The sequence below is a fragment of the Undibacterium sp. Dicai25W genome, assembly GCF_049340505.1.
Taxonomy (GTDB): Bacteria; Pseudomonadota; Gammaproteobacteria; order Burkholderiales; family Burkholderiaceae_D; genus Undibacterium; species Undibacterium jejuense.
The window spans coordinates 24,193-47,891 of record NZ_JBMPOQ010000003.1; the positions used below are offsets into that span (position 1 = coordinate 24,193).

A 23,699-nucleotide genomic window follows, 5' to 3' on the forward strand; every position below is an offset into this window, starting at 1 on the left:
ATGTTTTGGTGATGCGATATTGATTTTTATCACGATCAATCAATACCGACTTTACATCTGTTTAAACAAATGAAGATAGCTGCGGCTTACCGGTAGGATTTCATCGCGACCCTTCAATGCGATCTGAGCAGTTTCATTTTCAGCGCGGGTAACATGACTGATTGCGGCAAGGTTGACGACTACCGCTCGATGTACTTGCGCGAATTGTGTGGTATCCAATTGTATTATCAGTTCCTTTAAAGGCGTACGAATCAGCGCTTCACACTGTTTGGACGTTTCATCGCGCCAGGCAATTAAAGTATATTTTTCGTCAGAACGCAAAAAGTCGATTTTGTCGACCGGGATCATGCACAGCGCCTGGCCCACCAAAGCGCGGATCCAACGTAAAGGTGCATTGGTATTTGGCCTTTGTAATTGCGCTGCCAATTGCTCGATCAATTGTTCAGTATTCGATGCAGGATGTGACGAATTCAATCTTTCTTGAAGACGCGCGATAGTATCAGCGAAACGTTCATGCTCAATTGGTTTAACAAGGTAATCGAGAGCACCATGCTTGAAAGCGTCAATGGCATACTCAGTGTGTGCTGTGATAAATACAATGTGCGCCCGTCTGGCTATCCGTCGGGCGACGTCTATCCCGCTCACTCCCGGCATATGAATATCGAGAAAACAAATGTCCGGTTGCAGCAGGTCGAATTGCTCTATGGCTTCACGACCATTGCGTGCTTGCGCTACTATTTTTAGTGTCGGCCACTGCTGCGCTAGCAGTCGTGATAGCGACTGTCGCAAGAGTGGTTCGTCATCTGCGATTAATGCAGTAACATTGAAATTGTGATTTGTGCTATTCATGCATTACTCCATTGCGCAGGAAAATCAATTGAGACTGATACCCCATGCGGTTCAATTTCAGTCAGGCAAAGCGCTACGTCGTCATTGAATGTTAATTCGAGCCGTTCTTTAAGTGCAGCCAGCCCTGTACCTGTGCCCCGGGTGGAGCGTCCGTTTCGCGGCGGGTTGGTGCTTATTGGTTCAATGCCAACGCCAGTATCGGAGACTTTTACATGGCACCGGTCACCGCTCGTGGATACATGTATTTCTATACAACCACCTTCTTCGCTTGGATCGATGCCATGACGTACGGCGTTCTCCACCAAGGTCAACAATGTCGTCGGTGGACACTTCAGTATCAATGCGTCTTCGGAGACGTTTAAAATAAATTGCAGTCGATCCGGCATGCGCAAATGCATCAGTTCCAGATAGGCGCGAACCAATTCTACTTCTTGCCCTATCGTCGTGGCTTGCTCTTGCAGGCGAGGTACGGCGGCGCGCAAATACGCAATTAAACTGGCGAGCACATGAGAGGCCTTTGGTGATCCTGAGTCGACCAGCTCCCGTACGTTTGCCAGGGTGTTGAATAAAAAGTGTGGCTCAACTTGCGCCTGCAAGAGGCGCAGACGTGAATCGAGCGCATTCCGTTCCAGTTCACTACGCTCAAGCTCGAAGGTCAATGCTTGATGGCGCGCGAGCGCATCCTTTTGTCGCACCAAGGCGCCAAGAGCTATCCAAGGAACAACTAACATACTTACCAAGGTAAGCCCCGCAAAACCGCGCATACGGTTCATGTCCTGCCAGAAGGGCGGTGCTCCTAAGGGAGTATTAAACCGATAGATCAGGTAGGTTCCTATCGGCATAGCCAATCCCACGAGTAGCACTTGTAATACCCAGCGTGCCATCCATTTTGGTAAGTGTTTTGGCCATTGTTCAATAATACCAAACACCGTCATCGCAAGAAGTCCTAGCAGAATCGAGCGCGATATTGCCGAAGCAAAGCTTATGGTAAGTGGTATCCCAATAAGGATTGAGGCGCCAATCGTAAAACGCAGACGAGGCCAGCTAAACAGTGCTGCAATGCCCCGTGCAGGTTTTTTTGAATTGAATGCTGTGTTTGTCGTCAACATGCGCCAAGTATATTCGACGCTCTTTGCTAAATCTAGTATGTGACCGCTGATGGTGATAGAACAGACTTTGTTTTAAATAGGCAAACTCCAAAAGTTCTACGCTACTCGTCATTCATCGTCATCTGCCGTGGTTTGTCCCGATAGGGTCGTAGCTCGTCGCATTTAACTGGTTCTTATGGTTTTATCTGGCGATAGTTCATTATCAACGGTGATTAACTATAAGGGAGTATGTCGATGTCTATCTCAGGTATAACAGAAACAAGCACTAATCGATCGTCAGATCCTGCATCACAATCTGCATCAACAACGCAATTCCCGCAAAAGCGTTCACTGAGGGAGCTTGCGACAAAAACACTGTCTGCCGCAACAGTGTTTTGGTTTGTGGCGGCTATCATAGGCCAGGCATTTCTTTTCGTGTACATCATATCTTTCTATGGCGGGGCGGTATTGGGTGGAGACTTAATGCGGGTGAATAAAGTACTCGTTGCGGGCTATATTCGCGGTGACACTATGGGTAATGTGGCGCTTGTTATTCACCTTGTAATCGCCGCATTGATTACTGCCAGTGGTCCATTGCAACTCATGCCAAAGCTACGTGTCAGGTTTCCAAGGTTTCATCGTTGGAATGGAAGGATTTATTTATCGATTGCCGTCATCACGAGTGTTGTTGGATCTTACATGGTCTGGACGCGCCCGATTGTTGGTGACCTTGCTCAGCATATTGGTACGACATCGAACGCAGTGGTGATTGTATTATGTGCCTTTTTTACCCTGCGACATGCTCTGGCGGGACAGTTTGCAATACATCGACGCTGGGCATTGCGTCTTTATCTGGCGGTCAGTGGCGTATGGTTCTTTAGAGTCGCACTCATGTTTTCTTTAATCGTCAATCGAGGTGCCGTTGGATTTAATCCGGACACCTTTACCGGACCGTTTTTGAGTATTCTCTCTTTTGCTCAATATATCGTTCCATTGACTGTTTTAGAGATATATCTGCGTGTTAAAGATGACCAGCGTCCTGCTGCGCAATTGACTACAGCGGCGGGGATATTTCTACTCACTATCGCAATGGATATTGGAATTTTCGGTGCGGCATTGATGATGTGGCTGCCGCATATAACAAAGTGAACATAAAGACTTGAGAAAAGCATAGGTTCGCGTGTCGTGTGCGTGCGACCCGCCGAAGCAGTTCAGACTCAAGCGTAGTGTGGCTCGCTCCCGTTCTAAATAACTTTGTTTATTTTTTTTTGCTACTTATTGATGAAAATAAAAAACCACTCAGACTTTCGTCATTGAGTGGTTTTTATTTGTAGAGTGTTGATCTTACTGGCTTTCCATCAAACTCTTCAAGTGATCCGCCTTGCCTGGGTGGCGCAATTTTTTCATTGCTTTGGCTTCAATCTGACGAATCCGTTCGCGGGTAACTTCAAATTGTTTGCCCACTTCTTCGAGGGTAAATTCGCTGGTGGTTTCCAGGCCGAAGCGCATGCGCAATACTTTGGCTTCGCGTGGGCTCAGAGAGTCAAGTGCTTCTTTTAGTTTCTCTTGAACCGACGCTTGCATTGCTGCTGCCATTGGTGACATGGTCATGCTGTCTTCGATAAAGTCGCCCAATTGCGAATCGCCATCGTCGCCGATAGGTACGTCAAGCGAGACTGGCTCTTTTGCGATTTTAAGAATTTCGCGTACCTTGATTTCAGGTAAGCCCATTTTTTCCGCAATCGCAGCTGGCTCTGGCTCTAAGCCAGTGGCTTGCAATAACTGACGGCGGACGCGATTCATCTTGTTAATCGTTTCTATCATGTGTACCGGTACGCGGATAGTGCGCGCTTGATCGGCAATTGCGCGGGCAATTGCTTGGCGTATCCACCAGGTGGCATAGGTTGAGAACTTATAGCCTCGGCGATATTCAAACTTGTCTACAGCTTTTAATAAGCCGATATTACCTTCTTGAATCAGATCCAGAAATTGCAGGCCGCGATTGACGTATTTTTTGGCAATGGAAATGACCAGGCGCAAGTTTGCCTCAGTCATGGCACGTTTCGCTTCGCTCGAGCGTTTTTCACCGGCGATCATCTGTTTATTGATATCACGCAATGCGCTCAATGGCAGTTCTACACGCTGTTCCAACTGAATAAATTTTTGTTGCAATTCACGTGCAGCATGAATATGACGTCCAAGCACGGCAGCATAGGCTTGTGTGCCTTGCATTTCATGTTCTAGCCAGGCTGCATTGGTTGCATGTGTGCGCAACATATCGACAAAATAGCTGCGTGGCATACCACATTTATTAACCAGCAATTCCAGCATTTGCTTTTCAGTGTTACGTAAATCTTTCATTTGCTTACGCAAGGTGTCGCACAATTTTTCTGCGGTTTTTACAGTAAAACGCATGCCTTGCAATGCGGCAGAGATTGCTTGTTGTGCAGTGACATAAGCGGCTGATTGGTAGCCATCTCTTTCGCGCGCCAATTGCATGAGTTCGAAATTTTTAGCGACGATAGCGAATTTTTGCAGACAAATAGTTTTTAATTGCAACAGTTGTTCATCGCTGATACCGCCGACATTGTCTGATACAGCTTCATCATCGTCTTCGTCTTCCTCGTCATTGTCGGCGATTGCCAATGCCATTGCATCGTTATCTTCCGGACTGATCAAGCCATCAATGATGTCATCAATACGTATTTCATCAGCCGAAATTTTGTCGGCAATGATCAGAATTTCTTTGATCGTACCCGGGCAGGCAGAAATTGCCTGCACCATGTCTTTGAGACCTTCTTCTATGCGTTTGGCGATTTCAATCTCGCCGCTGCGTGTCAGTAATTCGACGCCGCCCATTTCACGCATATACATACGTACCGGATCGGTAGTACGACCGAAGTCGGAATCGACGGTCGCCAGCGCTGCAGCGGCCACGGATTCGGCTTCATCATCACTGACCGCGGTTGCGACGTTGTCGGTGAGCAGCATCATGGTGGCATCAGGGGCGCGATCATAGACAGCAATACCCATATCGTTGAGGGTGCTGATTACGTCTTGTATCGTTTCCTGATCAACTAATTCTTCTGGCAGATGGTCATTGATTTCAGCGTGAGTCAAATACGTGCGATCTTTACCTAAGCGAATTAATTTTGTTAATTGCTTGCGATATTGTTCGAGTTGTTCTTCGGTGTTGGCTGATGTACCTGGTTTTTTTGACTTGGCACGGGCAGCACGTTTTAACTCGGCAGATTCGGCTGCATTTAAGGCCTGGATTTCATCATTTTCAAATTGAAATTCAGAAGGCTTACGACCGCGCTTTGCAGGCTCTTTATTGGCTTGTAATACGTATTTTGAAGTGTCAACGGTGTTAATGTTATTTTCTGTTGAGACGACGTTGATTTTTTCAACTGCGATCGAAGGCGCAGCCATCGTCTTGTCGACTGGTACTGCACTCATTGATTCTGCGAAAAACGATTTATCCGCAACAACTGGAGTAGTATCCCGAGTCATTACCGGAACAGCAGCAGGTTTGGACATCAGTGTCGCTGCAACTGCTTGGGTTGCCATCACTTTTTCCGCAGGTGCTGCCGCACGGATAGTGGTGGTAGCTGCCATTGGCTTTAATGTTGTGACAGGCGCTGCAGGCGCAAATTTACCTGATCCTATGCGTGCTTCACGTTTGATTGTTGGCACAACAGGTTTTGATGCTTGCTGATCGGATAGCAATAATTTCTTTGCGACTTTTGGTGCCGTTTTACGTATAACAGCGGCACGCGGTTTGGCGATGTCAGCACCTGAGAGTGTCTGTAATCCAGCTTTTAAGTCGGCGCGAATTTCTGCTTTTACTTCCGCTTTGATTTCTGGCTTGGCAAAATTTTCTGTTACGTCAGTAGCTACTTCACTTGCTGCGGTTACTTCGTTGTCATGTTGCGTGACAGGTTCATCGCTTGCAGTTGGCTCTGCTGTTAATTCAGCAGCGTCAAAAGGCATGGCGGCCATGGCTTCAATATCCTCGGCCGTCCAGGCTTTTGCCGGCGCGATGATGGCCTCAGTCGTGACTGCCTGCATACGTGAGCGACGTTTGGTCAGTACGGTTATTGCGGGAGCGGTGGATGCGCTTGCATCCACTTCCAACAGGGGTTCTGTCTGCTGTGGTTGTTCGTTCTGCACTTTTAGGGCGTCGACTGGCTTCGCAGCACTTGGTTGCGAGGCAGTAGCAGGACGATTCAACTGGAGGGTTTTTTTACCTAAAGTGAGAGTAGAGCCTGTTTTGGGAATAGAAATAGTTGAGTCAGTTAAGCTGTTTTTCATGTAACAAAATCGAGTGCGACAACAAAAGCTTGTCAATAGTATATGGCGATGGCAATGGCGATAGGCTGTTGACGATCATATTTTCTGATCAACGGCCGACACGGACGAAAAAGCCCGCTGGTAAAAGCGGGCCACGCTGATGAAGGCGATTCATTCATCTTGCTCAAACTAGATCTCGGAAAGAGACGCGAGGGCAGAATTATCCTCGGCTTAGCACTTCTTGACAAGGATTGTCTGCATTTCTTGAAAAGAAAATTGATGCAATATTGTGTATCGATATTAGTTGTTGCTCCAAAAGCCTTGTGAAATAAGGCTTTGTTAAAAAATAACGTTATCTGGCATAAATAAAATACACATTATTTTTTATTAAATATTGTCTGGATCTTGTTTGGATGTATAAGGTTTTTTGACACTGAAAAGCTTTTAATGTGAGCGGAGACTTCATTTTATTGGTCTCAAGTAAGCGGGGTTAAAAACTTGCATGGCTTTTTTGATAAGCTGCTAATCTGCTTTTTCAATCCTTTCTTTTTTTTGCGCATTCAATAATGTTAAATTTTGTCAACTTTCGATCTGTGCGTCGTTTCTCGTATCGACTTTCTTTTCTGTCGATAGCGCTGTTGTTTTCAATCACAGCGAGTGCGCAAAATGTACCCGATACACTTGAACAGCGATTAAAGGCTTGCACCTCGTGCCACGGAGCGCAAGGACGTGCAGGAACCGATGGTTACTATCCACGAATTGCTGGTAAGCCAGAAGGGTATTTGTTTAATCAACTCAAAAATTTTCGCGATGGTAAGCGAACATTTCCCATGATGACTTATATGGTTGCAAATATGAGTGATGATTATCTTCATGAAATTGCGACTTTTTTTTCGAATCTACATCCGCCATATGCAGCACCGCAAAAGCCATATATACAGCCCGGTTTGCTTGAGCGTGGGCGTCAATTGGTGCTGCATGGTGATGAGCAAAAAAAGATACCGGCTTGTATTGGTTGTCACGGTCAAAAATTGACGGGGCTGGCGCCATTTGTGCCAGGTATTGCAGGATTGCCCAGGGACTATCTGATTGCCCAACTAGGTGCGTGGCAGACAGGGAGCAGACATGCTGCTGTACCCGATTGTATGCAGTCGATTGCAAAAAAATTGCGACCCGAAGATATTGGCGCACTATCAGGTTGGTTGGCAATGCAATACGTGGCTGACGATGGTATAGCGGAGGCCTTCAGCGGTAAAGTTAAAGGCCACTTTCCTCTGGCTTGCGGCAGCATACCGGGCAGTTGATTCATCCGCCTAAGCCAGCATTTTTAGAGACGTTTTTAGGGGCGATTTATGCGCGTAATGAATGTCATGAATTTGAATACAATCACAGAGATGGATAAGTGATGACACAAGCGATAAAGTATTTTATGTCAGGAATGGTGATGCTGGTATTCGGTTTGGGGTGGTATGCTTACGAAGTCGGTTATCTTATCCATGATGATGTCAATGAAGATCATGCTCAGCGTCAGTCCACCTTGACGAACGATATTGCACTTAGTGAACAGATTAAACGTGGCGAATATTTAACGCGGGTTGGTAATTGTATGGGATGCCATACTGCCCGTGGTGGTGCACTTTATGCTGGCGGTAAATTAATACCATCAGAATTTGGTAATTTTATTTCCCCTAATATTACGCCTGACATACAAACAGGAATAGGAGGTTGGACGGCGGACGACTTCTGGCGTGCGCTACATTTTGGTAAGGCTCGCGATGGTAGTTTGTTGTACCCGGCTTTTCCGTATCCGAATTACACGTTGGTGTCGCGTGGTGATTCTGACGCGATGTTTGCTTACCTCAAAAGTATTCCTGCAGTAAGTCAGATATCACAGTCGCATCAATTGGCGTTTCCGTACAACCAGCGTGCTTTGCTGGCTGTTTGGCGTACCTTGTATTTTAAGCCTCACGCTTACGAAACTGTTCCCGAAAAATCCAACTCATGGAATCGTGGCGCCTATTTGGTGAATGGGCTAGGACATTGTAGTGCTTGTCATAGTAGTCGCAATATGCTTGGTGCCAATGCCGGAACACAGGATTTGGATGGTGGTCCAATGCCAGGGATTGCGTGGTACGCGCCTTCCTTGTTGCGCATGAATGAAGCACATCTGGCAAAGTTGAGTGAGACTGAATCCAGTAGTTTATTTAATCGCGCGATTGCAAACAATGCCGCGATGTCCGGACCGATGGCGGAAGTGTTTGCCAATAGTTTGCAATATTTGGAGGTTACTGATCTGGAAGCGATGACTTCGTATTTAAGGTCTTTAGCTTCAAAGCCCGACTCAACACAATCTTATAAAACCGAATATTCTCAGCAAGTATTTTCCCAATTGATGACGCAGGGTGCTGCTTTATATAAGACACATTGTGCTGATTGTCACGGAACTTCGGGGGAGGGAGTTAGCGGTATTTACCCAGCACTGAAGCAAAATAACTCTGTCACTATGCCTGGTATCGCGAATTCGATTCGTATTATTTTGACCGGTGGCTTTCCACCTGTTTCCAGGCAATATACCAGGCCATATGGCATGCCCCCCTTCGGTCCGGTGCTCAATGATAATGAAGTCGCTCTGGTACTCACTTATATTCGTAATAGTTGGGGGAATCAGGCAGGTGCCGTGACTGTGGCGGAAGTAAATCGTTATCGGAATGCGCCTGTGAATTAAGGAGCAAGTGAAATAAAAAAAAGGAGGGCGAATAATTATCGCTCTCCTTTTTTTGTTATTCACTTAGCCTAAGTGGGTATGGATGGCATCAGCTTATTGCAGACTCCACTTCAATGGAACGCCTGTTGTATCGGTTACAGTGGTCATTTCCTTAAACACGCGGGCTTGTACCGGATCTGGAAGGCGTACAAAGTCAACGGTATTAACGAAACGATCGCCATTCATAAATGCCCAAGTAAAGAACTTCAAGGTTGCAGTTGATTTGTCGATATTTTTGGCCGCCTGTTGCAGAATAATGAAGGTGCCCATAGTAATCGGCCACGTTTTTGGACCTGCCTTATCGGTCAACATTTCTTCAAACGTCCCCTGCGCTTTCCAATTGCTTGCCGCTAATGCAGCTGAAAAACCTTCAGGCGAAGGCATCACGAAACGTCCATCGCGGTTCTGAATTTGCACCACATCGAGTTTATCTTGGAGCACATAGTTGTAATCGATGTAGCTGATGGTGTAAGGATTTTTACGAACCGCAGCAGAAATTCCGCCACTACCTTTGACTTGAGTAAATTTGGGATCCCACGTAATAGTGAAGTTTTTGCCGAATCCAGATTGCCATGCTTTACTTACTTTGCAGAGATAATCTGTGAAGTTGTAGGTAGTGCCTGATCCATCTTGACGCACCTGAGGCAAAATTGTTTTTGATGGTAAGCGGGTGTTCGGGTTCAATGCAACAATTGCGGGGTCGTTCCATTGGTCGATTTGGCCTGAGAAAATTTTAGCGACGATGTCGCCATTTAGTTTTACATCACCTGATTTTAAACCGGGCAGGTTGATGACGACCGCTACGCCAGAAATTGCCGATGGAAATTGGATAAGTTTGAATTTTTTCAAATCTGCCTGTGGTAAAGCAACATCACTTGCACCAAAGTCTATGCTGCTTTCTTTTATCTTTTTTATACCAGAAGACGAACCAGATGCCTCATAAACGATATTACTGTCAACATTTTTAGCATATGCTTCCGCCCATATCTTATACAGTGGTGCAGCAGCAGAGGATCCTGCACCATGTAATTCGATAGCCTGTACTGATTGCGTAAGCAATAGGGCAACAGAGAGTAGGTAGTATGAATATTTCATAGGTTTTTGATAATAAAAAGCAATAGTGGCAGAATTGTCGGCGCGATTATCGCATGACAGTAAATGAATTGCTTGAGTGTATTTTTGGTAATGTGCTTGTCATCTGATGCGGTTATGCTTAAGCCTTGTTGTTTATGCACATATTGTTTATATTGTTTATACGCATTTAACTTGGAGGCTCAAATGGCAACCGTTACAAGCAAAAAAGAAGCACCGATAGCAAAAGCAACAGTAGCAAAAGTATCTGCAGTGAAGGTTGCAGCTGTAAAAGCACCTGTGGCAAAAAAAGTCGTTGCAAAGAAGCCTGTTGTTGCTTCTGAGAAAAAAAATGCGCAGGAAAAACCAATAGCAAAAGCAAATGGCGTTGCCAAGTCAACTGTCAGAAGAGTCGCGGCGAAAGCTGATGTGCCTAAATCGGCAGTTGAAATTGTCGACAAGGTAAAAAAAGCCAAGTTAATACGGGATAGTTTCACTATGCCAGAGGCTGAATACGCTGTATTGGGGCACGTTAAACGCGCATGCCTGAAAGCGGGTGTTGAAGTCAAGAAAAGTCAGTTATTGCGCATAGGTTTGGCATTGTTAAATAAAACTGATGTGCCTGCGTTGAAAAAACTCATTAGCGAGTTGGCGCCTCTGAAAGCAGGTCGCCCGAAAAAAGAAAAATAATATTTTGTTCAGAGTTTTTTTCTGAAAAGCCTTCAAGACATTTTCTGTTTTGAAGGCTTGTTGTTTTTTTGTTTGTCATAAAACCGACATGAATCTGTCATCTTGTTGAAGTAATCGTCCTCTATTCTTCGTTCGTTGAACCAACGACATCTTGAGACATAACAAGGACGATGAATGCGATTACTCACGATACCCGCGGATGCTAATCCCAGTTTTTCCAAACTCAATCTAAGCCTGGCGACGACGCCAGAAGAAGTGAGAGAAGTGCAGCGTTTGCGCTACAAAGTATTCATTGAAAGTATGGGCTTATCAGCCCTATCCAATCCAGATGGTCTGGATAAAGACGAGTTTGATGCTCATTGCGACCATTTAATTGTGCGTGACACCAAAACACTGAAGGTAGTCGGCACTTATCGGATTTTGGGGCCTAACGCCGCGCGTGAAATTGGTCGCTATTACTCGGAAACCGAATTTGATCTGTCCCGACTGCAAAACGTTCGTCATTCTATTGCTGAAGCGGGGCGTGCTTGCATTCACCCGGATTATCGTAGCGGCGCTGTGATTATGCTGCTGTGGGCAGGCCTGGCAGCTTATATGCGTCGTGAACGTTGTTCGCATTTGATTGGTTGTGCAAGTATCAGCCTTACTGACGGCGGCCAGAATGCCGCTGCGATTTATCGTAGCTTGACTGAAAAAGACTTTTGTCCCTTAGAGTATCGCGTGACACCACATGTCCCTTTCCCACTGGACGAAATCGATACTAGCAACGTCGAAGCGAGAATACCCCCGTTATTAAAAGGTTATTTACGCGCAGGCGCGTGGGTGTGCGGAGATCCTGCATGGGATCCTGATTTCCATAGTGCTGATTTGTTTGTGATGTTGCCATTGGCGAATCTGGATGATCGTTATGCGCGTCATTACAATACAGGAGATCAGTAATTGTGAAGCCAGCAGAACAGTTCCTGAGCAAGAAAATGCACAAAACAGGGAAGCGAGATGTTACTCGCTTCCGGACGATTTGGATTTCTGATTTGCATCTTGGGACTAGCGGTTGTCAGGCAGCAAAACTGTTAGAGTTTTTGCGCGCAACTGAATCTGAAACCCTGTACTTGGTGGGTGACATTATTGACGGTTGGCAATTGAAACGCCGGTGGTACTGGGACCAGACGCATAACAATGTTGTGCAAACAGTTCTTAAGAAGGCTAAAAAAGGAACCAACGTTATTTTTGTTCCTGGCAATCATGATGAGTCTATCCGCCAGTTTATCGACTTGGATTTTGGTGGCATTAAAGTAAGAGATGAGCTGGTTCATACGACGGCAGATGGTCGCCGTATGTTGGTGCTGCATGGCGATCGATTTGACGGTGTAATTGCTTGTGCTAAATGGCTGGCGTATGTTGGGGATAGTCTCTACACGGTAATTTTGAAATTCAATCAGGTATTCAATAACTGGCGTGCTCGAGCTGGCTTGCCTTACTGGTCGCTGTCGCAATATCTGAAGTTAAAAGTAAAAAATGCGGTGAGTTATATCACTCAGTTTGAGGATGCATTAGCTGACGAGGCGCGTAGAAAAGGAGTGGATGGCATTATTTGCGGCCATATTCATAAGCCCGAAATTCGAGACATTAACGGCATTTTGTATTGCAATGATGGTGACTGGGTCGAGAGCTTATCGGCATTGGTCGAGGATGCTCAGGGACAATTGAGCTTAGTAACCTGGCATGACATTATGCATGCTATTCCTGCAAATCTGCCAGTTGGAGATATGGATGCGGATGTTGAAATAGATGGTGAAATAAGCATCGCGGTATAAAAATACAAGTCTTCTAAAATAAAACGCCCCAGCATTTTTTGGGGCGCTTTATTTTGTATGCTTAAAATAAATTCGGTTAGCTGGTCACCTATATTTTACTTAACAACCAAATCTGGCGACATGATCGCTTTAAGGTAGGTTTGTAATTCTTCACCTTGCCTTTGTTTTTGTGATATCCACCAGACGTTGCCCTTGCGAATACTGTATTCTTGTAAAGGGTGTCCGAGCAACTCACCCGCCACTTGGCCGAGGTAGGGTTGATGGCCAATGATCATGACTGGTTCGCGACTATTCGGCCAGTTCACCAGGCGTAGCACATCCTCGATTTTTGCGTCAGGGGCCAGCTCAGGTGCAACCTTAAATTTTCTTCCACTGGCATTCAGCGCTTCGGCGGTATCGCGCGTGCGTACAGCTGGGCTGACCAGAATACGACAAGTTTCTGGCAATGTACTGTCAAGCCAGTAAGCAATTTTACTGGCCTGCTTTAATCCCTTGCCGGTGAGTTTCCGGAATTCATCTGTGATTTCTTCCGTTGCCGGTTCGGCTTCCGCATGTCGCCAGAGTATTAAGTCCATTATTCATTATCCGCAGTTGATAGGGAGCCTAATTGTTGCATCAGGTATTGCTGGGCGCAGAAGTTGGCTTGCTGTCCGCGTGCTTTCTTGCGTTCGTAATGGCCATTGGAGTCGAGCACCCAAGCGTTCATATTATCCTTCAGATAGGGGTCAAGTCCTTCAGCAAGAATACGTTTTTTCAGTGATTTGTCTAATACCGGAAATGCTACTTCAATGCGGCGGAACAAATTGCGGTTCATCCAGTCGGCGCTGGCCAGATAAATGTCATGCGCCAGGTCGTTGCGGAAATAATAAATCCGGCTATGTTCGAGGAAACGTCCGATGATCGAGCGTACCCGGATGTTTTCCGATAATCCTGGCACACCAGGCCGCAAAGTGCAGGCGCCACGAATAATCAGGTCTATCTTCACCCCGTCAGCGGAGGCGGCGTATAAAGCGCGAATGACAGATTCATCAGATAGGGAGTTCATTTTAGCAATGATTCTGCCTGGGCGGCCTTCGCGGGCAATGCGCGCTTCGTTTCGTATCGCTTTGATTAATTGCGGCTGCAATGCAAACGGTGCCAGCCATAGGTAATCTAATTTCTTTGGTTTGGTCAGGCCAGTTAAGTGAATGAACACTTCATTAACTTCCGCCGCCATTGCTGGATGGGCAGTAAGTAAACCAAAATCCGTGTAAAAACGGGTAGTGGACGGGTGATAGTTGCCCGTTCCTAAATGAGCGTAGTGGCGCAGGATTCCGCCTTCTTCGCGGCGAATAACAAGTGCGAGTTTGGCATGCGTTTTGAGTCCTACGACGCCATACACAACTTGTGCTCCTGCACGTTGTAATTTATCTGCCCAATTAATATTCGCTTCTTCATCAAAGCGCGCCATTAATTCAACAATGACGGTGACTTCTTTGCCCAGTCGCGCCGCGGTAATCAAGGATTCCATCAAATCCGAGTTCATTCCCGTGCGATAAATGGTTTGCTTGATGGCTACGACGCTAGGATCGAGCGAGGCGGAACGGATAAAGTCGATGACCGTCTGGAATGGTTGGAACGGGTGGTGCAATAAGATATCTTGTTTGCGCAGCAGAGTGAAAATATCTGTGTGAGAGTATTTCGCAATCGCCTTTGGAGAAAAAGGAGGGAAGCGCAAATTAGCTTGTTTGACGTGGTCGACCAATTCGCCGAGGCGAACCATATTGACCGGACCGTCGACTGGATACAAGCGATCTTCGCTGAGTGAAAATTGTTCCAATAAAAAGCGTGCCAAATCGTCGGGACAGTTTTTGGCAACCTCGAGCCTGACTGCGGCGCCGAACTGACGCGTCTGCAGTTCTCCTTGCAAAGCTTGACGAAGGTTTTTTACTTCTTCTTCATCTACCCATAAATCACTATCGCGGGTGACGCGGAACTGAGAGTAGTTAATCACTTCGCGACCATTGAACAGGTCGGCAATGTGCGAGTGAATAACAGAAGAGAGCAAGCAAAATGACATGCCCTTTTCAGAGAGTTCATCTGGCAACCGTATAATCCGCGGTAACACGCGCGGTGCTTTCACGATGGCAATTCCGGTGCCGCGCCCAAATGCATCTTTTCCTGCGAGGGAAACGATGAAATTGAGACTCTTATTAACGACTTGCGGGAAAGGGTGAGCTGGGTCAAGACCGATTGGTGTTAAAAGTGGGCGTACTTCTCGTTCAAAATACTGTTTTACCCAGGCACGTTGCGCTTCATTTCTTTCAGAGTGACGCAGTAGATTAATGCCTTTTTTGGATAATTGCGGCAGAATTTCTTGATTCAGTAATTCGTATTGACGTTGTGCGAGTTGATGACACTCGGTACTGATGCGTTTGAGGCTGGCCTGAAAATTTGGATGCTGGACTAGTTCTCCATCCACGGTATTTTGCGCCAGGAGGCTGGCTACTCTGACTTCAAAAAATTCGTCCAGATTACTACCAACGATGCAAAGATATTTCAGGCGCTCTAATAATGGAATAGTACGGTCTTCAGCTTGTGCCAGAACGCGCCAATTAAAGGCAATTTGCGACATCTCACGATCGAGAAATATCACTGATCTTGATAGTTCCGTGGGTGCCGCTTGTGTGGTGGCAAGGGGGGTGTTTTTTGATGACTTTTTTTGCTCACCAGAATTGGTAATGACGGCCCCATCTTCCCGAGTTGTTTTTTTTGTCACAATATTTTCGGTCGATGGATTTACTTCTTGATTTGGCATATTTCCCTGCTTGTCATAAAGGCTTGCATATATATACGACCTTATTTTAGTTGCTTCGCATGACAATTTTATGACAAAAAACGTGATAAGAAAATTAAATATTTCACAAATATTTCATGAAGTCATCGTATTGTCATAATTGGATTGTAGAGTTGCGGCATTAGAAAATCCCCCCTTGCAATCGAATCTTGAGGTGAATATGCAAATCAATCGTGTTATTAAAACTTTAGTTGCTATGGTAGGTGTTGCAGCGTCAATCAATGTTGCGCAAGCTGCTGATATTACTGGTGCTGGAGCAACATTCCCATATCCGATTTATGCAAAGTGGGCTGATGCTTATAAAAAAGCAACAGGTAACGGATTGAATTATCAGTCTATTGGCTCTGGTGGTGGTATTAAACAAATTAAAGCAAAAACCGTTGATTTCGGTGCTTCAGATATGCCACTGAAGGCAGATGAATTGAACACGGAAGGTTTGATTCAGTTCCCGGCAATTATCGGCGGCGTAGTGCCTATCGTAAATTTGGATGGTGTTGCACCAGGCAAGATGAAAATGACGGGTGAGGTTCTGGCTTCCATCTATCTAGGCAAAATTACCAAGTGGAACGCACCAGAGATCGTTGCAATCAATCCGGGTTTGAAGCTGCCAGCGGAAGATATTACCGTTGTTCGCCGCTCTGATGGTTCTGGTACAACGTTCCTGTGGACAGATTTTTTGAGTAAAGTAAGCCCTGAATTTAAATCTACAATCGGTTCTTCCACGGCAGTTAAATGGCCTGTTGGCTTAGGTGGTAAGGGTAATGAAGGCGTTGCCGCTAACGTTCAGCGTATCAAAAACACCATTGGCTATGTTGAGTACGCGTACGTGAAGAAAAATAAAATGGTTTATACACAACTGAAAAATGCAGATGGTCAGTTTGTCGAGCCAGAAGATGATAGCTTTAAAGCCGCCGCAGCAAATGCTGATTGGGCGAAGGCGCCTGGTATGTTCTTGGTGCTCACCAACCAGCCAGGTAAAGCATCCTGGCCTGTGACTGGCGCTTCATTTATCTTGTTGCACAAATCTCAGGATAAACCAGCTGAAGCAAAAGAAGTATTGAAATTCTTTGACTGGGCTTTTAAAAATGGTGCAGAAATGGCGGTTGAATTGGATTATGTTCCATTGCCTCCAGCACTGGTGAAGCAAATCCAAGAAGGCTGGAAAGCAAATATCAAGGATGCATCTGGTAAAGCTGTCTGGTAAATCAGGATTCACCATAGTTAGTGGTCAATTTTATTTTTGTATTTAGTTGAACGATTCTTGCAAAGGCAATTCGACCCGTGTTGAATTGCCTTTCAGTGAAAAAGCACCTATGCCAACTCCAATGTCCTCTGTCAATATGACCGTACCTTCAGCAAGTCCTAGCATTTCCAGTCCAGATTACTCACAAAGTAACCAACTCAGTGATGAAAAGCTGGCTAAAGTGATGCGTCGCCAACGTTGGCAAGATTTCTTTTTCCATAAATTAACTCTGAGTTTCGCCGCTTTTGTGTTGGTGGTTTTGCTTGGAATTATTTTCTCGTTGTTTATGCGCGCCATTCCTGCGATGCAGGAATTTGGTCTGGCATTTATCTCTACCGTAGAGTGGGATCCTGTTAATGATAAATACGGTGGTTTGATTGCGATTGTTGGTACGCTCACAACGTCTATCATTGCGTTGTTGATTGCCTTTCCGGTCAGCTTTGGTATTGCCTTGTTTTTGACTGAAATTTGCCCTGCCTGGCTCAAGCGTCCATTGGGCACTGCGATTGAACTGTTGGCTGGCGTGCCAAGTATTATTTACGGCATGTGGGGTTTGTTTATTTTTGCACCGCTTTTTGCGAAATATATTCAGCCAGTCTTACACGCGACATTGGGTAATTTACCGGTCATTGGCGCCATGTTCTCAGGTCCTATGATAGGTATCGGTATTTTGTCTGCCGGTATTATTTTGGCGATTATGATCATCCCATTCATCTCCTCAGTCATGCGCGACGTGTTCGAAGTCGTTCCACCAGTGTTGAAAGAATCTGCTTACGGTCTGGGTTGTACAAAATGGGAAGTGGTGCGCAAAATTGTTTTGCCTTATACCAAAATCGGTGTAGTTGGTGGCGTCATGTTGGGTTTAGGACGTGCCTTGGGTGAAACCATGGCGATTACGTTTGTGATCGGTAACGCGAATCAATTGTCATGGTCACTTTTCGCCGCCGGTAATAGTATCGCATCGACATTGGCGAATGAATTTGCGGAAGCTGAAACACCACTACACGTGTCGTCATTATTCTTGTTGGGTTTAATTTTGTTCGTGATCACATTCATTGTGTTGTCTGCCGCTAAATTAATGTTGTTGGGTCTGAGCCGTAAAGAAGGAACAAAATAATGAACGACACGTTGACACAGTCACCTGATAACCCGGTCTACCGTCGCCGTTTGTGGGTGCATAGAGTTGGGATCTTTTTATCATCCGCAGCGATGGCACTGGGCGTCGCATTCTTGATGTGGATTTTATTTACATTGTTAATTAAAGGTGTGTCGGCAATTAATTTTGCGATGTTCACCGAAAGCACTCCTGCGCCTGGTAGCGAAGGTGGTGGTTTGATGAATGCGATCGTTGGTAGTTTTATGATGGTCGGCAGTGCTACATTGATCTCCACTCCTATCGGTATTCTTGCTGGTATCTATCTGGCGGAATACGGCAACAAGAGCATGTTTGGTGCCGTTACACGTTTTGTTACTGACATTATGTTGTCTGCACCGTCGATCGTTATTGGCCTGTTTGTGTACGCAATCTACGTTGCGAACGTCAAACATTTTTCCGGTTGGGCAGGGAGTATTGCGATTTCTTTGATTGCGATTCCGGTAGTTGTTCGCACCACTGATAATATGTTGGGTCTGGTGCCAGCTAGTCTTCAGGAGGCGGCATTTGCACTTGGGGCGCCACGTTGGAAAGTCGCGCTGATGATACGTTTGCGTGCTGTAAAAGCGGGCGTGATTACCGGCATTTTGTTGGCTGTTGCGCGGATTTCCGGTGAAACAGCGCCATTGTTATTTACCGCGTTGAATAACCAGTTCTTTAATGGAAATATGAATAAGCCCATGGCAAACTTGCCAGTGGTAATTTATCAGTTTGCAATGAGTCCTTACGATAATTGGCGTGACCTTGCCTGGGGCGGTGCTTTACTCATTACGTTTAGCGTTCTGGGTCTGAATATTTTGTCACGTACATTATTTAATCAAAAATCACAGCATTAATCTGGACATCGATATGACTACTACACCAGCAAATACACAAAAAAAAGCAATCGAGATTGATGGGCTGAATTTTTTCTACGGAGCTACCCGTAGTTTGCGCGATATCAATTTAAATATTTTTGATAAAAAAGTGACGGCATTTATCGGGCCTTCAGGCTGCGGTAAATCAACTTTGTTGCGTACTTTGAATCGCATGTATGACTTGTATCCAGGTCAACGTGCCGAGGGAAAAATTATCTACAAAGGTAAAAATATTCTGGACGCTGATCAGGATATTAATTTGTTGCGTGCCAAAGTTGGTATGGTGTTTCAAAAACCAACACCTTTCCCTATGTCTGTCTACGACAATATTGCGTTCGGTGTGCGTCTTTATGAAAATTTGTCGAAAGGCGAAATGGACGAACGCGTTGAATGGGCATTAAAAAAAGCAGCGATCTGGACTGAAGTTAAGGATAAATTACATAAAAGTGGTTTGAGCTTATCCGGTGGTCAGCAGCAGCGTTTATGCATTGCTCGTGACGTTTCTGTGAAACCAGAAATCTTATTGTTAGATGAGCCGACGTCAGCACTGGATCCGATTTCTACGGTAAAAATCGAAGAACTGATCAGTGAGTTGAAAGAAGAATATACAATTGCCATTGTGACACATAACATGCAACAGGCGGCACGTTGCTCTGACTATACTGCCTATATGTATTTGGGCGAATTGGTTGAGTTTGGCGAGACGGATCATATTTTCATGAATCCGGTGAAAAAAGAAACTCAAGATTACATTACCGGCCGTTTCGGTTAATAACCTATCCTTAGTGATACAGAATTCAGGAGACTACCTTGACTGGCGAACATTCTTCAAAACAATATGATCATGACCTTGAGACGATACGCTCTAAGGTATTGTTAATGGGCGGGCTCGTGGAAAGTCATTTCCATGATGCGATGTCATGTTTTCGCACTGGTAATGCTGATCAGGCCGAGGCGGTCATTCAATCTGATCTGGAAGTCAATCGCCTTGAGGTTTCCCTTGACGATATGTGTAGCCACCTGATTGTTAAGCGTCAACCTGCAGCAAATGATTTGCGCACAGTAATGGCGACAGGAAAGGTGATTACCGACCTCGAGCGTATTGGTGATGAATCAACGAAGATTGCTCGGATTTCCAAAGAGGCACATGCTAATCGCCGTGGTACTGCAATGTTTAATGGTTATGAAACAGTGCGCGTGCTGGCTGGCAGTGTCGCCGACATGTTGCATCATTCATTGGATGCGTTTGCCAGACTGGATGACGCCAAAGCGGTGCAATTAATCGCACAAGATGCAATTATTGACAATGATTTCCGTTCTATCATGCGTAATCTGATCACATTCATGATGGAAGATCCAAGCACGATTACATCTTCTCTGAATACGTTGTGGGTTGCCAAAGCCATTGAGCGTATTGCAGATCACGCAAAAAATATTGCTGAACATACGATTTATATCGTTGAAGGTAAAGATATCCGACATTCTGATTATGTCGCAATTAAACAAGATCAAAAAGTTGATAACGGATAATGGCTGCTGATACCACAATATTAATCGTCGAAGACGAGCCTGCAATTGTTGAGCTGGTGAGCTTTACCTTGCGTGCCGCCGGATGGAACACATTTTCCGTCAACAACACGGCAGACGCTTGGGATTTTATCCAGCGTCGTACGCCACAACTGATCTTGCTGGACTGGATGTTGCCTGACCAAAGCGGTTTACGCTTGTTATCTAAAATTCGTTCTGATCGTCAGTTCAATGAAATTCCTATCATCATGCTCACTGCTAAAAGCATGGAAGAAGATAAGATTGCCGGTCTCGATCACGGCGCTGACGACTATGTTACAAAACCATTTTCACCGCGCGAGCTGACTGCACGCATTAAAGCTCTTTTGCGACGCAAGAGCCCTGAACATTCACAGACAGCTTTAACTGCAGGAACTGTTGTGCTTGATCCGGTCAGTTGTACAGTGAAAATCGAAGAACAAAAAGTCGATATCGGGCATGCTGAATATAAACTATTAAAGTTTTTTATGGCACATCCTGAGCGTGTATTCTCGCGCAGCCAATTGCTCGATAAAGTCTGGGGTGATCACGTGGTGATTGAAGAGCGTACTGTAGACGTACACGTTTTGCGTTTGAGAAAAGTCTTGAAATCAGCCGAGTCTTTGATTAAAACAGTACGTAGCGTTGGCTATATGTTGTCTGAGAAGTAATCTTAAAATTCTGTCGGGAGGATGCTGTGCTTACTGTAAATCCTCCTGGTTCGCATTCAAATGGATGTAGATGAATTGTAGATGAGTTGTAGATAAATTGTAGATGAGCACTAATGCAATCTACCAGCTATTGTTGAATGCATTGCGATCCCTCTGAATCTTAACATCTTAAGATATTCAGACTGATAAGACTTATTTAAGAAGACATATTGTTCTTTTAGTTCTCTATCCATACTCCCAATTAAAAAAATATCAGGGATATTACATGTCGTCTCGCCTTATATTCTGGATTTCGAATTCAGTACGTATTTTGTTAGTGGCAATGGGCACTGCGGCTGCCTGCTATATGTGGGGTACCGTTATAGGTTTGTTGTTGGGTATCCTGGCAATGGCATCGTTGGTACTGGTGCAACTCTTTTATCTGCAACGATTGGCAGACTGGCTCGATCATCCCACTAGTTCGCGCTTACCAGACGGCTGGGGTGCATGGACTGATATTTTTTCCAGATTGTATAAATTGCGTCGTGGCGACGAAAAAAATCAAACAGAACTCACTGAGTGGTTAGCGCGTTTCCGGCAGGCGATGACCTTGTTGCCTGACGGCGTGGTGATTATGGATGACGTTCTGTTTCTAGAATGGTGTAATCCCGCCGCTGAACGCCACCTTGGATTGAGTCTGACAAAAGACAAGGGTATGCGCGTAACCAATCTGGTGCGCAGTCCGGAGTTCATGGACTATATTATTCTGGGGCGCTACGATACTCCTTTGACCTTATCATTCCGCGACCGCAAGCTGATTGCACACATTATTCCATTTGAAAACCGCCGGCAAATTCTGGTCACGCATGACGTTACAGAGTCTGAGCGTATTGATATGATGCGGCGCGATTTTATTGCCAACGCTTCGCATGAATTGCGTACCCCTTTGACGGTGATCAATGGTTTTTTAGAAATTGCTTCATTGCAGCCGGATCTCGATATTCCGACCAGAAATGCGCATTTAAAGTTGATGTCCGAACAGGGCGAGCGCATGCAACGTCTGGTTGAGGATATGCTGACATTGACACGGCTCGAGTCGATGGATCATCTGTTGAGGACGGAATCAATTAATATGCGGGGGCTGCTTGAGCAAATTTTACAAGAAGCTCATGCACTTTCTGCTGGCCGACACAAAATCACGCTTGATTGTCAGGGGCCGGACATTCGTGGAAGCACCGATGAAATTCGTAGCGCATTGACCAATCTGGTCACAAATGCAATCCGTTACACTCCAGAACACGGTGAAATCCAGATTCAGTGGTGCAATGCCCCGCAAGGCCCTAAATTTCTGGTGATCGATAATGGCATAGGAATTAGTCCGGAGCATATTTCGCGATTGACTGAACGCTTTTACCGCGTCGATAAGAGCCGCTCGCGAGAAACTCAGGGAACAGGCTTGGGCTTGGCGATTGTCAAGCACGTTTTATTGAGACATAACGCGAATTTATTCATTGATTCCGTGCCTGATCAAGGTAGTAAATTTGCAGTTCAATTCCCACCGGCAATTGTCATTGACGCCTAAAAATTTAAAATCGTTGTTATTCAAGCATGCCAGAATATATAAATTTTGTTATACCTGGCTTGTTCTGGGTTCTAAATACGGTACACTCAAACTAATTTGAGATTATTCAACAGGTCGTTGGCGAACTGGGTTCGGCGTGGGAGGATGTTCAATGGAGATGAACGTTTTAGTGCTTGACGATGCGCAGATCAACGTGACCCTGTTGTGTCTTTTGCTAAAGAAAATAGACAATTGTAATTCTGTTTCTTTTATAGAGCCTGAGCCTGCTTTGCTCTGGTGTGCTGGTAATGTCCCTGATTTAGTCATGGTCGACTACATGATGCCGACCATGGATGGCGTTGAGTTTATACGACGTTTCCGTGAATTACCCGGATGCCATGATATCCCCGTGTTGATGATTACTGCCAATAACGAGTTGGCATTGCGTTATCAAGCCTTAGATGTTGGCGCAAATGATTTCCTGATCAAGCCTATTGATAAAATCGAATTTTTGGCACGTACCAAAAATATGTTGGCGCTGCGAAAAAGCCAACGTTTCCTTGAAGACCGTGCCATTTGGCTGGACGTTGAAGTTAAAAAGGCCACGTCTGAAATTCGCGCTCGAGAGAGAGAAACGATCTTCCGTTTATCCAAAGCCGCAGACTCCCGCGACCCAGAAACCGGCGCCCATATTTTGCGTATGGCGAATTATTCCAGAATCATTGCCGAACATCTTGGATTGTCAGAAGCTGATCAGCAATTGTTGCTGGAAGCCGCTCCCATGCACGACATTGGCAAGGTAGGTATCCCTGATAGTATTTTGCTGAAACCTGGCAAGCTCACAGTCGATGAATTCACGATCATGAAACGGCATGCTAGCCTGGGTTATGAAATTCTTGCTGGTAGTAGCTCGGAGATGTTAAATGCGGGGGCCGTGATCGCTTTAGCTCACCATGAAAAATATGATGGCAGTGGTTATCCTGGTGGTTTGAAAGGCGATGATATTCCCTTGTTTGCGAGAATAGTCGCCGTTGCGGACGTATTTGACGCACTTACTTCCGAACGTCCTTACAAGGCAGCGTGGGAGATAGATAAAGCCCTTGCTTTTCTCGAAGAAGGTGCTGGACATCATTTTGATCCTAAGTGCATTGCAGCTTTTAATGCTGGCTTGGAACAAATTCTCGAAATTAAAAATCGCTACCGCGAAGAAAACGACGACAAAAAAACTTTTGGCGCTGAGTGGAATTTGTAATCGTTTCGATTTCTCAAAAATTATCAAAATTTA

The 23,699-nt window shown here is 45.4% G+C and carries 20 protein-coding genes; 14 read left to right on the forward strand and 6 right to left on the reverse strand.

Translation table 11 applies throughout. From position 1 onward, the window contains the following. Positions 1-51 precede the first annotated feature (51 nt). Together ACO0KY_RS04950 and ACO0KY_RS04955 are read right to left on the reverse strand one after the other, a co-directional pair. On the reverse strand, positions 52-849 hold the full coding sequence (locus tag ACO0KY_RS04950; RefSeq protein ID WP_422993698.1) for a LytR/AlgR family response regulator transcription factor: 798 nt from the start codon (positions 847-849) through the stop codon (positions 52-54). Further along, positions 846-1,958: a sensor histidine kinase gene (locus ACO0KY_RS04955; RefSeq protein ID WP_423044696.1), complete on the reverse strand. Its 1,113-nt coding sequence runs from the start codon at positions 1,956-1,958 to the stop codon at positions 846-848. The genes ACO0KY_RS04950 and ACO0KY_RS04955 overlap by 4 nt, the downstream gene beginning before the upstream one ends. A gap of 234 nt (positions 1,959-2,192) precedes the next feature. Here ACO0KY_RS04955 and ACO0KY_RS04960 point away from each other — a divergent pair, with 234 nt between their 5' ends. Next, the gene (locus tag ACO0KY_RS04960; protein WP_423044697.1) at positions 2,193-3,086 is read left to right on the forward strand and encodes a DUF2306 domain-containing protein; all 894 of its coding nucleotides are present in this window, start codon (positions 2,193-2,195) and stop codon (positions 3,084-3,086) included. A gap of 195 nt (positions 3,087-3,281) precedes the next feature. On the opposite strand, the gene rpoD is transcribed toward ACO0KY_RS04960, so the two are convergent. Next, a complete protein-coding gene (rpoD, locus tag ACO0KY_RS04965; RefSeq protein WP_423044698.1) occupies positions 3,282-6,251 on the reverse strand; it encodes an RNA polymerase sigma factor RpoD in 2,970 nt (989 codons plus the stop codon). A gap of 545 nt (positions 6,252-6,796) precedes the next feature. Here rpoD and ACO0KY_RS04970 point away from each other — a divergent pair. After that, complete coding sequence (locus ACO0KY_RS04970; protein ID WP_423044699.1) at positions 6,797-7,534, forward strand: c-type cytochrome; 738 nt, start codon at positions 6,797-6,799, stop codon at positions 7,532-7,534. Positions 7,535-7,635: 101 nt separating this feature from the next. Beyond that, positions 7,636-8,955, forward strand: a complete 1,320-nt coding sequence (locus tag ACO0KY_RS04975; RefSeq protein ID WP_423044700.1) for a c-type cytochrome — start codon at positions 7,636-7,638, stop codon at positions 8,953-8,955. A gap of 93 nt (positions 8,956-9,048) precedes the next feature. Here the strand turns inward: ACO0KY_RS04975 and pstS (ACO0KY_RS04980) are convergent, their stop codons facing one another. After that, positions 9,049-10,089 (reverse strand): phosphate ABC transporter substrate-binding protein PstS, encoded by a 1,041-nt coding sequence (gene pstS, locus ACO0KY_RS04980; protein WP_423044701.1) that lies wholly within the window; start codon positions 10,087-10,089, stop codon positions 9,049-9,051. Between the two features lie 183 nt (positions 10,090-10,272). Here pstS (ACO0KY_RS04980) and ACO0KY_RS04985 point away from each other — a divergent pair, with 183 nt between their 5' ends. The 3 genes from ACO0KY_RS04985 (at position 10,273) to ACO0KY_RS04995 (ending at position 12,569) form a co-directional block, all read left to right on the forward strand. Then, a complete protein-coding gene (locus tag ACO0KY_RS04985) occupies positions 10,273-10,755 on the forward strand; it encodes a hypothetical protein (protein ID WP_423044702.1) in 483 nt (160 codons plus the stop codon). Positions 10,756-10,929: 174 nt separating this feature from the next. Beyond that, a complete protein-coding gene (locus ACO0KY_RS04990; RefSeq protein WP_423044703.1) occupies positions 10,930-11,694 on the forward strand; it encodes a GNAT family N-acetyltransferase in 765 nt (254 codons plus the stop codon). Positions 11,695-11,696: 2 nt separating this feature from the next. Then, positions 11,697-12,569, forward strand: a complete 873-nt coding sequence (locus ACO0KY_RS04995) for a UDP-2,3-diacylglucosamine diphosphatase (protein ID WP_390311769.1) — start codon at positions 11,697-11,699, stop codon at positions 12,567-12,569. A gap of 95 nt (positions 12,570-12,664) precedes the next feature. Here ACO0KY_RS04995 and sixA read toward each other — a convergent pair whose 3' ends face one another. Both sixA and ppk1 read right to left on the reverse strand, forming a co-directional pair. Beyond that, entirely contained in the window at positions 12,665-13,144 is a 480-nt protein-coding gene (sixA, locus tag ACO0KY_RS05000; protein ID WP_423044704.1) for a phosphohistidine phosphatase SixA, read from the reverse strand. Further along, positions 13,144-15,366 carry a polyphosphate kinase 1 gene (gene ppk1, locus ACO0KY_RS05005; protein ID WP_423044705.1) on the reverse strand — a complete coding sequence of 741 codons (2,223 nt, stop codon included), beginning with the start codon at positions 15,364-15,366 and terminating at the stop codon, positions 13,144-13,146. Before ppk1 ends, sixA begins: the two co-directional genes overlap by 1 nt. A gap of 199 nt (positions 15,367-15,565) precedes the next feature. On the opposite strand from ppk1, the gene pstS (ACO0KY_RS05010) reads away from it, so the two are divergent. The 8 genes from pstS (ACO0KY_RS05010) (at position 15,566) to ACO0KY_RS05045 (ending at position 23,666) form a co-directional block, all read left to right on the forward strand. Next, positions 15,566-16,609, forward strand: a complete 1,044-nt coding sequence (pstS, locus tag ACO0KY_RS05010; RefSeq protein ID WP_186913572.1) for a phosphate ABC transporter substrate-binding protein PstS — start codon at positions 15,566-15,568, stop codon at positions 16,607-16,609. A 223-nt stretch (positions 16,610-16,832) separates the two neighbouring features. After that, positions 16,833-17,765 (forward strand): phosphate ABC transporter permease subunit PstC, encoded by a 933-nt coding sequence (gene pstC / locus ACO0KY_RS05015; RefSeq protein WP_390311783.1) that lies wholly within the window; start codon positions 16,833-16,835, stop codon positions 17,763-17,765. Beyond that, entirely contained in the window at positions 17,765-18,637 is an 873-nt protein-coding gene (pstA, locus tag ACO0KY_RS05020) for a phosphate ABC transporter permease PstA (protein WP_186913573.1), read from the forward strand. The genes pstC and pstA overlap by 1 nt, the downstream gene beginning before the upstream one ends. Positions 18,638-18,650: 13 nt before the next feature. Further along, positions 18,651-19,430 carry a phosphate ABC transporter ATP-binding protein PstB gene (pstB, locus tag ACO0KY_RS05025; protein WP_423044706.1) on the forward strand — a complete coding sequence of 260 codons (780 nt, stop codon included), beginning with the start codon at positions 18,651-18,653 and terminating at the stop codon, positions 19,428-19,430. A 38-nt stretch (positions 19,431-19,468) separates the two neighbouring features. Continuing rightward, positions 19,469-20,188 carry a phosphate signaling complex protein PhoU gene (gene phoU / locus ACO0KY_RS05030; RefSeq protein WP_186913575.1) on the forward strand — a complete coding sequence of 240 codons (720 nt, stop codon included), beginning with the start codon at positions 19,469-19,471 and terminating at the stop codon, positions 20,186-20,188. After that, a complete protein-coding gene (gene phoB, locus ACO0KY_RS05035) occupies positions 20,188-20,874 on the forward strand; it encodes a phosphate regulon transcriptional regulator PhoB (RefSeq protein WP_186913576.1) in 687 nt (228 codons plus the stop codon). The genes phoU and phoB overlap by 1 nt, the downstream gene beginning before the upstream one ends. A gap of 265 nt (positions 20,875-21,139) precedes the next feature. Then, on the forward strand, positions 21,140-22,435 hold the full coding sequence (gene phoR, locus ACO0KY_RS05040; protein WP_186913577.1) for a phosphate regulon sensor histidine kinase PhoR: 1,296 nt from the start codon (positions 21,140-21,142) through the stop codon (positions 22,433-22,435). A 151-nt stretch (positions 22,436-22,586) separates the two neighbouring features. After that, positions 22,587-23,666 carry an HD domain-containing phosphohydrolase gene (locus tag ACO0KY_RS05045; protein ID WP_343068047.1) on the forward strand — a complete coding sequence of 360 codons (1,080 nt, stop codon included), beginning with the start codon at positions 22,587-22,589 and terminating at the stop codon, positions 23,664-23,666. Positions 23,667-23,699: the final 33 nt, after the last annotated feature.

Bases quoted from the DNA above. Each gene is read 5' to 3' on its own strand.
- ACO0KY_RS04950 (WP_422993698.1), bottom strand. From the start codon at position 849: ATGAATAGCACAAATCACAATTTCAATGTTACTGCATTAATCGCAGAT.
- ACO0KY_RS04955 (WP_423044696.1), bottom strand. From the start codon at position 1,958: ATGTTGACGACAAACACAGCATTCAATTCAAAAAAACCTGCACGGGGC.
- ACO0KY_RS04960 (WP_423044697.1), top strand. From the start codon at position 2,193: ATGTCTATCTCAGGTATAACAGAAACAAGCACTAATCGATCGTCAGAT.
- rpoD (WP_423044698.1), bottom strand. From the start codon at position 6,251: ATGAAAAACAGCTTAACTGACTCAACTATTTCTATTCCCAAAACAGGC.
- ACO0KY_RS04970 (WP_423044699.1), top strand. From the start codon at position 6,797: ATGTTAAATTTTGTCAACTTTCGATCTGTGCGTCGTTTCTCGTATCGA.
- ACO0KY_RS04975 (WP_423044700.1), top strand. From the start codon at position 7,636: ATGACACAAGCGATAAAGTATTTTATGTCAGGAATGGTGATGCTGGTA.
- pstS (WP_423044701.1), bottom strand. From the start codon at position 10,089: ATGAAATATTCATACTACCTACTCTCTGTTGCCCTATTGCTTACGCAA.
- ACO0KY_RS04985 (WP_423044702.1), top strand. From the start codon at position 10,273: ATGGCAACCGTTACAAGCAAAAAAGAAGCACCGATAGCAAAAGCAACA.
- ACO0KY_RS04990 (WP_423044703.1), top strand. From the start codon at position 10,930: ATGCGATTACTCACGATACCCGCGGATGCTAATCCCAGTTTTTCCAAA.
- sixA (WP_423044704.1), bottom strand. From the start codon at position 13,144: ATGGACTTAATACTCTGGCGACATGCGGAAGCCGAACCGGCAACGGAA.
- ppk1 (WP_423044705.1), bottom strand. From the start codon at position 15,366: ATGCCAAATCAAGAAGTAAATCCATCGACCGAAAATATTGTGACAAAA.
- pstS (WP_186913572.1), top strand. From the start codon at position 15,566: ATGCAAATCAATCGTGTTATTAAAACTTTAGTTGCTATGGTAGGTGTT.
- pstC (WP_390311783.1), top strand. From the start codon at position 16,833: ATGCGTCGCCAACGTTGGCAAGATTTCTTTTTCCATAAATTAACTCTG.
- pstA (WP_186913573.1), top strand. From the start codon at position 17,765: ATGAACGACACGTTGACACAGTCACCTGATAACCCGGTCTACCGTCGC.
- pstB (WP_423044706.1), top strand. From the start codon at position 18,651: ATGACTACTACACCAGCAAATACACAAAAAAAAGCAATCGAGATTGAT.
- phoB (WP_186913576.1), top strand. From the start codon at position 20,188: ATGGCTGCTGATACCACAATATTAATCGTCGAAGACGAGCCTGCAATT.
- phoR (WP_186913577.1), top strand. From the start codon at position 21,140: ATGTCGTCTCGCCTTATATTCTGGATTTCGAATTCAGTACGTATTTTG.
- ACO0KY_RS05045 (WP_343068047.1), top strand. From the start codon at position 22,587: ATGGAGATGAACGTTTTAGTGCTTGACGATGCGCAGATCAACGTGACC.